The 10445-nt window shown below is 70.0% G+C and carries 7 protein-coding genes and 1 pseudogene; 7 read left to right on the top strand and 1 reads right to left on the bottom strand.

The features are described 5' to 3' along the window. The 4 genes and pseudogenes from DMH12_RS34515 to DMH12_RS34500 all read left to right on the top strand — a co-directional run. A pseudogene (locus DMH12_RS34515) lies at window positions 1-973 on the top strand (ABC transporter ATP-binding protein); the annotation flags it as partial. Between the two features lie 161 nt (window positions 974-1134). Beyond that, on the top strand, window positions 1135-2022 hold the full coding sequence (whiH, locus tag DMH12_RS34510) for a sporulation transcriptional regulator WhiH (RefSeq protein WP_125495278.1): 888 nt from the start codon (window positions 1135-1137) through the stop codon (window positions 2020-2022). A gap of 429 nt (window positions 2023-2451) precedes the next feature. Then, window positions 2452-3990 (top strand): RNA polymerase sigma factor, encoded by a 1539-nt coding sequence (locus DMH12_RS34505; RefSeq protein ID WP_125495277.1) that lies wholly within the window; start codon window positions 2452-2454, stop codon window positions 3988-3990. 133 nt (window positions 3991-4123) lie between these two features. After that, window positions 4124-5002 (top strand): trypsin-like serine protease, encoded by an 879-nt coding sequence (locus DMH12_RS34500; protein WP_125495276.1) that lies wholly within the window; start codon window positions 4124-4126, stop codon window positions 5000-5002. Between the two features lie 101 nt (window positions 5003-5103). Here the strand turns inward: DMH12_RS34500 and DMH12_RS34495 are convergent, their stop codons facing one another. Further along, window positions 5104-5334, bottom strand: a complete 231-nt coding sequence (locus DMH12_RS34495) for a hypothetical protein (protein WP_122618489.1) — start codon at window positions 5332-5334, stop codon at window positions 5104-5106. Between the two features lie 440 nt (window positions 5335-5774). Here DMH12_RS34495 and DMH12_RS34490 point away from each other — a divergent pair, with 440 nt between their 5' ends. From DMH12_RS34490 to DMH12_RS34480, 3 genes are all read left to right on the top strand, one after another. Beyond that, window positions 5775-7898, top strand: coding sequence for a type IIA DNA topoisomerase subunit B (locus DMH12_RS34490; protein WP_125495275.1), 2124 nt, complete (start codon window positions 5775-5777; stop codon window positions 7896-7898). 369 nt (window positions 7899-8267) lie between these two features. Continuing rightward, on the top strand, window positions 8268-8846 hold the full coding sequence (locus tag DMH12_RS34485; protein WP_125495274.1) for a DUF485 domain-containing protein: 579 nt from the start codon (window positions 8268-8270) through the stop codon (window positions 8844-8846). After that, window positions 8843-10435: a cation acetate symporter gene (locus DMH12_RS34480; protein WP_125495273.1), complete on the top strand. Its 1593-nt coding sequence runs from the start codon at window positions 8843-8845 to the stop codon at window positions 10433-10435. Before DMH12_RS34485 ends, DMH12_RS34480 begins: the two co-directional genes overlap by 4 nt. The last annotated feature ends 10 nt before the right edge of the window (window positions 10436-10445 follow it).

Genomic DNA, 10445 nt, shown 5'->3' with positions numbered 1-10445 from the left:
CTCCACGAGTGACGACCGGACGCCCCCCGCCGGCAACCGGCGTTCCGAAGTCGCCGAGGCCACCGCCGTCGAAGCTCCCGTGGCTCCCACGCCCCCCGCGATTCCCGGCGCCACCGGCCGGCCCCGGCCCACCCAGCGCACGTACGCCGCCCTCACCCCCGGTGCGGCATCCGTGCTTCCGCCACCCATCTCCGTGCGCTCCGCCCCCAGCCCGCTCCGTCCGCTCCGCTACGAGATCCGGCGTGTGGCCGGCATCAGCACCGGGTTCGTCATCGGCGCCGTCGTGCTCGTCGTGTCCGCCGTCATGGCAGTGGTCCTCGCGCGGGTCGGCCACACCCCCCAGGCGCGGCTCCTGGCGGCTTGGCCGCGGGAACTGCCCCTGCCGCCCGCGGCGCTCGGCGCGGGGCTGCTCGGGGCGCTCGCCTTCGGTGACGAGTTCCGCCACCCCGCCCTGGCGGCGGACCGCGGCACCGTGCCGCGCAGGCTGGGGCTGCTGACCGCGAAACTGCTCGTGTCCGCCGCCGTCGCACTCGTGCTGGCCGCCCTGACCGCCGGCTCCAACGCCGAAGTGCTCCATCTGTTCTACGGGCGAGAACTCGCGCGAATTCCCGCGGACTGGTCCGTGCTGGGCGTCGGTTGGGCCGGGCTCGTCGTCGGGTGCGCCTGGTCCGGTGTGCTCGCCGCGGGTCTCTTCCGTTCCACCACCGCCGGACTCGCCGCGGTGGTCGCCGTTCCGGTCGTCGTCGTGCCGGTCGTACAGAAGGTCTGGGAGGGTCCGGACGTACGGACCGCGGCCGGCCTTCCGTTGCGGGTGCGCGAGGTCCTCCTGACGCAGTGGCCGTTCGGGGGCGAGCGCTATGTGGCAGAGGTGCTGCGCGTCGTCGTCCAACCGGTGGGCGGCGCAATGACGTTGTCGCTGACCGCTCTGCTCTGCGCCTTCCTGCTCACGACCCTGCGCAGCAGGGTCCGGTGACGGTCGCCGCGCTCTTCCGGTCCGACCCTGCGCGCAAGTCCCCGGGGAAAGCCCATTTCTTTCCGATAAGGCGTCAATTGCGACGGGGTGAGCGATCACCCTTTCGTGTGCTTTTCACCAAAGACCTCAAGGGAGTTGGGAACGGCGCCGACAAAGGATGCGTGAGTACCCTTGCGCACACCATGATGACCGCCGCCCGCTCCGCCGACTCCGGCCTCGCGAACCCGGGCGAACTCGACCGCTACCCCTACGCGGAGACGCCCGCCGTCGACCGCGTCGGGACGCCCTCCTGGGAAGGGGTGGAACCCGAGCTGGGGCGCGTGGGCCGGCGCACCGCGGGCAACCGTGGCCGCGGACTGCACGGGCAACTCGTCCAGCAGCTTGGCCAGATGATCGTTTCGGGTGACCTCGGTGCCGACCGCCCGCTGGTGCCCGAGGAGATCGGCCAGCGTTTCGAGGTGTCCCGCACCGTGGTCCGGGAGTCGCTCCGGGTGCTGGAGGCCAAGGGCCTGGTCAGTGCGCGCCCGAACGTGGGCACGCGCGTGCGCCCCGTGAGCGACTGGAACCTCCTCGACCCCGACATCATCGAATGGCGTGCCTTCGGGCCGCAGCGCGACGATCAGCGCCGCGAGCTGAGCGAGCTGCGCTGGACGATCGAGCCGCTCGCCGCGCGCCTGGCCGCCGGGCACGGGCGCGAGGACGTCCAGCAGCGCCTGTCGGACATGGTCGGGATCATGGGCCATGCCATGGGGCAGGGTGACGCGCTGACTTTCTCGCGCGCCGACGCCGAGTTCCACACACTGCTCATCCAGGTCGCCGGGAACCGCATGCTGGACCACCTCTCGGGTATCGTCTCCGCGGCCCTCCACGTCTCCGGAGGTCCGGTCACGGGCTGTGACCGGCCGAACGACGTCTCCCTGGCCCAGCACGGCAGGATCGTCGACGCCCTCGCCGCGGGCGACGGCGCGGCGGCCGAGGCCGCCATGCGCCAGCTTCTGACCGCCCACCCCGAGGTGGAACGCGTGGTGCCCGCCCCCCGCGAGCACTGACCCCGTCCCGCCGGAACGGCGCGGTCCGGGCACGCCAAACCCCTCCTGTGGCAGTGACCGGGCGAACGCCGCCACCGTCGGACCCCGTGGAGTCCTCCGTGACGCCACGGGGTCCGACCGTGTGATGAGAGGCTGAACCTCCTCGCTCGCTCGAATCGTGCGAGCCGATGGCATTGTTTACCCGTTTATGACCGATTTTGACTGCTTACGGGGTGTGACTCGGGCCACGCGGATTGGGCGTAACGCTCCTGGGAACAACACGATGACCTAAGAGGTGACAGCCGAGGAGGGAATACGGGCGCCGTTCACGGCGCTGTGCATCTCCCCCGGCGCCGCCCGCACCGTCGGCCCATCCCCAAGCCGGTGGTCGGTTCCAGTCCGTCGTGGACGGAGCCGGAAGCCGTTTTCCAACCATCCGAGAGGTTGTTCGTGTCGGCCAGCACATCCCGTACGCTCCCGCCGGAGATCGCCGAGTCCGTCTCTGTCATGGCGCTCATTGAGCGGGGAAAGGCTGAGGGGCAGATCGCCGGCGACGACGTGCGTCGGGCCTTCGAAGCTGACCAGATTCCGGCCACTCAGTGGAAGAACGTACTGCGCAGCCTCAACCAGATCCTCGAGGAAGAGGGTGTGACGCTGATGGTCAGTGCCGCAGAGCCCAAGCGCACCCGAAAGAGCGTCGCAGCGAAGAGCCCCGCCAAGCGCACCGCCACGAAGGCGGTCGCGGCGAAGGCGGTGCCCGGCAGGAAGGCCGCCGCTCCCGCCACCCCGACGGCGCCCGCCCCCGAGCCCGCCGTCGACGAAGAGGCGGAGGCGCCCGCCAAGAAGACGGCGGCCAAGAAGACCACCGCCAAGAAGGCGGCGGTCAAGAAGACGACCGCCAAGAAGACCGCGGCCAAGAAGACGACCGCCAAGAAGGAAGACGGCGAGCTTCCCGAGGACGAGGCGATCGAGGAGCCGAAGGCCGCGACGGAGGAGCCCGAGGGCACCGAGAACGCGGGCTTCGTGCTGTCCGACGACGACGAGGACGACGCCCCGGCCCAGCAGGTCGCCGCGGCCGGTGCCACCGCCGACCCGGTCAAGGACTACCTGAAGCAGATCGGCAAGGTCCCCCTTCTCAACGCCGAGCAGGAGGTCGAGCTCGCCAAGCGCATCGAGGCCGGCCTGTTCGCCGAGGACAAGCTGGCGAACTCCGACAAGCTCGCGCCCAAGCTCAAGCGTGAGCTGGAGATCATCGCCGAGGACGGGCGCCGCGCCAAGAACCACCTCCTGGAGGCCAACCTCCGCCTGGTGGTCTCCCTGGCCAAGCGCTACACCGGCCGCGGCATGCTCTTCCTGGACCTCATCCAGGAGGGCAACCTCGGTCTGATCCGCGCGGTGGAGAAGTTCGACTACACCAAGGGCTACAAGTTCTCCACGTACGCCACCTGGTGGATCCGCCAGGCGATCACCCGCGCGATGGCCGACCAGGCCCGCACCATCCGCATCCCGGTGCACATGGTCGAGGTCATCAACAAGCTGGCCCGTGTGCAGCGCCAGATGCTCCAGGACCTGGGCCGCGAGCCCACCCCGGAGGAGCTGGCCAAGGAACTCGACATGACCCCGGAGAAGGTCATCGAGGTCCAGAAGTACGGTCGCGAGCCCATCTCGCTGCACACCCCGCTGGGCGAGGACGGCGACAGCGAGTTCGGTGACCTCATCGAGGACTCCGAGGCGGTCGTCCCGGCCGACGCGGTCAGCTTCACCCTCCTGCAGGAGCAGCTGCACTCCGTTCTCGACACCCTGTCCGAGCGCGAGGCGGGCGTCGTCTCCATGCGCTTCGGTCTCACCGACGGTCAGCCGAAGACCCTCGACGAGATCGGCAAGGTGTACGGCGTCACGCGCGAGCGCATCCGCCAGATCGAGTCCAAGACCATGTCGAAGCTGCGTCACCCGTCGCGCTCCCAGGTGCTGCGCGACTACCTCGACTAGGACTCGTCGTACGAACGACAAGGCCCGGTTCCGGCACAGCGGAACCGGGCCTTCGCGTTGATCAGCGGGTGCGTGTCCGGGCGTACTGGATCACTCTGGGTGTCCCACGACCACCTAGGAGTGAGGAGCCTGCATGCGTCGCCTCTTTTCCCGGGCACTGGCCCGGCCGCTGGTCCTGGCGGCCGCGGCGACCGCGATACCGCTGGGATCAGCCGCCCCCGCGTCCGCCGACAGCATCGTCGTCGGGGGCTTTCCGGTCGAAGTCTCCGACAGCCCGTGGACCGTCGCCCTGTCCAGCCGTGACCGGTTCGGAGGTGCGCGGGCGGGACAGTTCTGCGGGGGAGTGGCCGTCGGCCGGACCACCGTACTCACGGCCGCCCACTGCCTGGGGGAGGAAGTGCTCGGCTCGCCGCCGGAGCAGGTGGACGACCTGAAGGTCATCGCCGGCCGGACGGACCTGATGTCCGACCAGGGCCAGGAGATCCGCGTCCGCGCCGTCTGGGTCAATCCGGGCCACGACGACGCCAGCAACGCCGGAGACTTCGCGGTACTCACCCTCTCCGAAGCCCTGCCCGCCGGCTCGGTCATAGGGATGGCGGCCGAGGGCGACCCGGCCTACACACCGGACACGGGAGCGCTCGTGTACGGCTGGGGGGACGCCTCGGGGGCCGGGGACTACGCGAACGGCCTGCGGGCGGCACGCGTGCGCGTACTGCCCGACGCCAGCTGTCAGAGGGCGTACCCGGGGAGTGACGAGGGGCGCTACCTCGCGAGCGGCATGCTCTGCGCGGGCGAGGACGCCGGCGGGCGGGACGCCTGCCAGGGGGACAGCGGGGGGCCGCTGGTCGGTCAGGGCAGGCTCATCGGCCTGGTGTCCTGGGGGAGCGGCTGCGGGCGCCCGGGCAGTCCCGGGGTGTACACGCGCGTCTCCTCGATGCTGCGGACGCTCGGCTGGGACAGGCCCGCCGTCAGCGCCGCCGAGCGAGGGCGAGAGGCGCCTGACGGCCGCTGAGGGCCCTTGGGGCACGAGCACGGGCGGCCGCCTCCTGGTGTGGAGGCGGCCGCCCGTTCATCGGCCTAGCGCCGATTCGGCTCGTCGTCGGGCGCGCAGTGTCAGCGCTCTTCCTCGGGGGAAGAAGCCGGAACGGCCGTGAGCCGCTCCGTCTCGTCCTGTATCTCAGCGGCGATCTTCTTGAGTTCCGGCTCGAACTTGCGCCCGTGGTGGGCGCAGAAGAGCAGTTCTCCGCCGCTCAGCAGGACGACGCGCAGGTATGCCTGGGCGCCGCAGCGGTCGCAGCGATCGGCGGCCGTCAGCGGGCTTGCGGAAGTCAGAACAGTAGTCACGTCGCCTCTTCTCTAGCTCGACGAGCTGTCGTACCAGGGTCAACATCCAACCAGCCCCAAAACGTTCCCGCTCGTGGCTTTTCCTCGAAAAAACTTTCCGAGGGGCCGGCTGTTGCCGATTGGCGGCGAATGTGCCGTATTGCGTGTCTCTGTGTCGTACGGGTTCGCGCAGTCGGTCAGTGTCGGTCCGGCCGGCTGGGTTGCCGGTTTGTTCATGAGGACGTGCCCGGAGCCTAAATGGTTCATGCCTCGAAGGGAACGTGATGTGTACTTCACCCCATCGAGGGATCGAACAGGCATGCGACTCTGGACTAGGGTGAGACGGCGACGAGGGTGGCGTTGCAACGGCTCTACCAGGGCTCGGTACCCTCTGACCGGTGAACCGAGCCGCGCCCTTACCCAGCGGGGCCCCATCTGAAATTCAGCGAGGAGCGAACCGCGTGACCGCCGAGACATCCGTGCCGTCCACTGCGCTGCTGGCAGGAGCAGACCGGGACGGATCCAACTACACCGCGCGGCACCTGCTCGTCCTCGAGGGGCTCGAGGCCGTACGCAAGCGTCCGGGCATGTACATCGGATCCACCGACAGCCGCGGCCTGATGCACTGCCTGTGGGAGATCATCGACAACTCCGTCGACGAGGCCCTGGGCGACTACTGCGACCACATCGAAGTGATCCTCCACGACGACGGTTCGGTGGAGGTCCGTGACAACGGCCGGGGCATCCCCGTCGACGTCGAGCCCAAGACCGGCCTGTCCGGCGTCGAGGTCGTCATGACCAAGCTGCACGCCGGCGGCAAGTTCGGCGGCGGCTCGTACGCCGCCTCCGGCGGTCTGCACGGCGTCGGCGCCTCCGTGGTGAACGCCCTGTCCGCCCGCCTGGACATCGAGGTGGACCGCGACGGGCACACCCACGCCATCAGCTTCCGGCGCGGTGTTCCCGGCGCCTTCGCGGGGACGGGTGCGGACGCCAAGTTCGAGGCCAAGAACGGGCTCCGTAAGGCCAAGAAGATCCCCAAGACCCGCAGTGGCACGCGCGTGCGCTACTGGGCCGACCGCCAGATCTTCCTCAAGGACGCCAAGCTCTCCCTGGACACGCTGCACCAGCGGGCCCGGCAGACCGCTTTCCTGGTGCCCGGACTGACCATCGTGGTCCGGGACGAGCTCGGCCTCGGTGACGGCGGCAGCAAGGGCGAGGAGTCGTTCCGCTTCGACGGCGGCATCAGCGAGTTCTGCGAGTTCCTGGCCGCTGACCGGCCTGTCTGCGACGTCCTCCGCTTCAGCGGTCAGGGCAGCTTCAAGGAGACGGTCCCGGTGCTCGACGAGCACGGCCAGATGACGCCCACCGAGGTCACCCGCGACCTCGGCGTCGACGTCGCCATGCGCTGGGGCACCGGCTACGACACCACGCTCCGGTCCTTCGTCAACATCATCGCCACCCCGAAGGGCGGCACCCACGTCGCCGGCTTCGAGCAGGCGGTGACGAGGACGATGAACGAGGTGCTGCGGACCAAGAAGATGCTGCGCGTCGCCGAGGACGACGTGGTCAAGGACGACGCCCTGGAAGGGCTCACGGCGGTCGTCACGGTCCGGCTCGCGGAGCCGCAGTTCGAGGGCCAGACCAAGGAGGTCCTCGGCACCTCGGCGGCCCGCCGGATCGTGAACAACGTCATCACCAAGGAACTCAAGGCGTTCCTGACCTCGACCAAGCGGGACGCCGCGCAGCAGGCCCGCGTGGTGATGGAGAAGGCCGTCGCCGCGGCGCGGACCCGGATCGCCGCCCGACAGCACAAGGACGCACAGCGCCGTAAGACGGCCCTGGAGTCCTCCTCGCTGCCGGCGAAGCTCGCGGACTGCCGCAGCGACGACGTCGACCGCAGCGAGCTGTTCATCGTCGAGGGAGACTCCGCGCTCGGTACGGCGAAGCTCGCCCGGAATTCGGAGTTCCAGGCGCTGCTGCCGATCCGCGGCAAGATCCTCAACGTACAGAAGTCGTCCGTGACCGACATGCTCAAGAACGCCGAGTGCGGTGCGATCATCCAGGTCATAGGAGCGGGGTCCGGCCGCACCTTCGACATCGACGCGGCCCGCTACGGCAAGATCATCATGATGACCGACGCCGATGTCGACGGCTCCCACATCCGCACCCTGCTGCTCACCCTGTTCCACCGCTACATGCGGCCCATGGTGGAGGCCGGCCGGGTCTTCGCCGCGGTGCCGCCGCTGCACCGCATCGAGCTGATCCAGCCGAAGAAGGGCCAGGACAAGTACGTCTACACGTACTCGGACCGCGAGCTGCGGGACAGGCTCATGGAGTTCCAGAGCAAGAACATCCGGTACAAGGACTCCATCCAGCGGTACAAGGGTCTGGGTGAGATGGACGCCGACCAGCTCGCGGAGACGACCATGGACCCCCGGCGCCGCACGCTGCGCCGGATCAACCTGACCGACCTGGAATCCGCCGAGCAGGTCTTCGACCTGCTGATGGGCAATGACGTCGCGCCGCGCAAGGAGTTCATCTCCAACTCGGCGGCGACGCTGGACCGGTCGCGCATCGACGCGTGACCACGCTCAGCCGTTGAAGCCGGGCCCGGGATCCGTATCCGGGCCCGGTGCCGGTTTGCCACCCATGGGGCGAGTTCCCGGCCGTTCCGGGCTCCACCCATGATCCCGGCCCACTCGGAGCGACCCCGCGTGACGGAGCACGTCCGGACGAAACGGCCTTCCAAGGAGGCGCTCCGTCGCCTGCTCGGCCAAGGGGCGTCCGCGGCGGTGGCGCAACTCCTCCATGAGGGGCTCAAGGACCGTGCTCAGGCGGCGCGTTACGCCTTCGGGGAGGGGCTGGTCCCGCCACCCAGGGGTTGAGTCACCTGATGGGGTGAAGCGGTTAGGGAAGAAGAGTCGGGGATCTTCCCGTTCTGTCCATCCTTGGGCATGCAGTCAAGCAATGACCGTTCCCGCGGGGCCGGGAGTGGTGCCGAAAGCGCGGTCGACCCCCGCGCCGTGCCGGACCGGGCATACGTCGACACGCCCCCGGCCCTCCGGTACGACGACATCCGGTACGACGACCCGTGGTACGACGCGCTCGCCTCCGGCTGGGGTGAGTCCGCGGATGCCGGGCCCCCGGAGCCGGCACTGCCGGGGATGCGCAGGGAACCGGCCGGGGAACCGTCCCGGGGTGCGGCCGAGGTGTACCTGGAGGTGCAGCGCAGCCCCGCCTTCCAGGAGGTGCGCAGCCGGTACCGGAGGTTCGTGGTGCCGGCGGTCGCCGCCTTCCTCGTCTGGTACCTCGCCTACGTGGTGACCGCCACCACGGCGCCCGAGCTGATGGCCCGTCAGGTGGCGGGAGCGGTGAACGTGGCGATGGTCGCGGGGCTCGGGCAGTTCCTCACCACCTTCCTGCTCACCTGGGCGTACGCCCGGCATGCCCGGCTGCGCAGGGACCGGGCCGCGCTCGAACTGCGCTGGGACACCCAGGAACTGACCCGCGGCGTGCGGGGTGGCGCGTCATGACCGGCGACCACCAGACGCTGGCGCTGCTGCTGTTCAGCACGTTCGTCGCCGTCACGCTGGGCATCACCACGTGGGTGAGCCGCCACCGGCAGGGGTCGGCGGAGGAGTTCTACGCGGGCGGCCGCCTCTTCTCACCGATGGAGAATGGTTTTGCCATCGCGGGCGACTACATGTCGGCCGCGTCCTTCCTCGGCATCTCGGGGCTCATCGCGCTCTACGGCTACGACGGCATGCTGTACTCGGTGGGCTTTCTGGTGGCCTGGCTCGTCGTGCTGTTCCTCGTCGCCGAACTGGTGCGCAACTGCGGCAGGTTCACCCTCGCCGACGTCGTGGCCTCCAGGATGCGGGAGCGGCCGGTGCGGATAGCGGCAGGGGCGTCCTCGGTCACCGTGTCCGTCCTGTACCTGGTGGCGCAGATGGTCGGCGCGGGCAGTCTGGTCGCCCTGCTGCTCGGCGGCACCACCGAGGCGGCGCGGACCTGGACCGTCATCGGCGTCGGCGCCCTGATGGTGATCTACGTGTCGCTGGGCGGGATGCGCGCCACCACCTGGATTCAGATCGTGAAGGCGGTGCTGCTGCTCGGCGGCACCGTGGCCCTGACCACGCTCGTCCTGGTGCGCTTCCAGGGCGACGTCGACCGGCTGTTGCGCACGGCGGCCGAACGCAGTGGCCACGGTGAGGCGTTCCTGGCGCCGGGGCTGGCGTACGGCGCGGACTGGACCTCCCGCTTCGACTTCATCAGCCTGGGGCTGGCCCTGGTGCTGGGCACGGCCGGGCTGCCGCACATCCTGTCCCGCTTCTACACGGTGCCCACGGCCCGCGCGGCGCGGCGGTCCGTCGTGTGGTCGATCGGACTCATCGGCGGCTTCTACCTGATGACGATCGTGCTCGGCTTCGGCGCCGCCGCCCTGGTCGGACCGGACGCCGTGCGCGCGTCCAACGCGGCCGGCAACACGGCGGTCCCGCTGCTCGCCCTCGACCTGGGCGGCGGTGCGGGCTCCACCGGCGGGACGGTGCTGTTCGCGGTCGTCGCCGCCATCGCCTTCGCCACCATCCTCGCGGTGGTCGCCGGCATCACCCTCGCGTCCTCCGCGTCCGTGGCCCACGACCTCTACGCGTCCCTGCGCCGCCGCGAGACGGAGCCGCGCGGCGAGGTCGCCGTGGCGCGGATCGCCGCTGTCGGGATCGGTGCCGTGGCGATCGGACTCGGCCTGCTCGCCCGCGACCTCAACGTCGCGTTCCTGGTGGGCCTCGCCTTTGCCGTCGCCGCCTCCGCAAACCTGCCCGTGCTGCTCTACTCGCTGTTCTGGCGCGGCTTCACCACGCGCGGAGCGGTGTGGGCCGTCTACGGCGGCCTGGTCCCGGCGGTGGTGCTCGTGCTGCTGTCCCCGGTGGTGTCGGGGGGCCCGCAGTCGCTCTTCCCGGACGTCGACTTCCAGTACTTCCCGCTGCAGAACCCGGGTCTGGTCTCGATCCCCCTGGGCTTCCTCGCCGGCTGGCTGGGCACGGTCACCTCGCCGGAGGTCCCGGACGAGGCCAAGCACGCCGAGACGGAGGTGCGGTCACTGACCGGGGCCGGGGCCGTGTAGCGGGTGGGTG

It is taken from the genome of Streptomyces sp. WAC 04229 (assembly GCF_003947455.1).
Lineage (GTDB): Bacteria > Actinomycetota > Actinomycetes > Streptomycetales > Streptomycetaceae > Streptomyces.
Note: the sequence above shows the minus strand (reverse complement) of the source record. Positions and strands in the feature narration are given on the sequence as shown.